The organism is Streptomyces sp. SID14436, assembly GCF_010548465.1.
Taxonomy (GTDB): Bacteria; Actinomycetota; Actinomycetes; order Streptomycetales; family Streptomycetaceae; genus Streptomyces.
Genome location: NZ_JAAGMD010000721.1, coordinates 1 through 391, shown reverse-complemented (window position 1 = coordinate 391; position 391 = coordinate 1). Strand labels below are relative to the sequence as shown.

Sequence of the window (391 nt, the reverse complement as noted above, 5' to 3'; positions counted from 1 at the left end):
GCCGCGCCGCCCGGCCCGCCGGACGCGCCGATGACGGCGGCCGGGGCGGTACTCGACGTCGTGCTGCACGGCCGGGGCGGGCACGTGGCCACGCCCCACCTGGCGGTGAACCCGGTGGTCACCGCGGCCGCGGTCGTCACCCGGCTCCAGGACTCCCTGACCCGCCTGCCCGCCGCCGACGGGCAGGTGACCCTGACGGTGGGCACCCTGCGGGCCGGGACGGCCGCCAACGTCATCCCCGACCGGGCGGAGCTCGGGGTGGCGGTGCGGGCCGCGAGCGACACCCTGCTCGACGAGGCGCTGGCCGAGGTGCGCCGGGCCGTCCGGGCCGAGAGCGCCGTCGGGGGCGCCCCCCGGGAGCCGGAGGTGACCGTCGGCTCCCGGTCGGCGG

1 protein-coding gene is annotated in these 391 nt (G+C 81.1%); it reads left to right on the top strand.

The annotated features are described in order from the left end of the window. Nucleotides 1-391 (top strand): peptidase dimerization domain-containing protein (locus G3I53_RS25885; protein ID WP_164438829.1); only part of this gene is annotated, 391 nt, incomplete at both ends.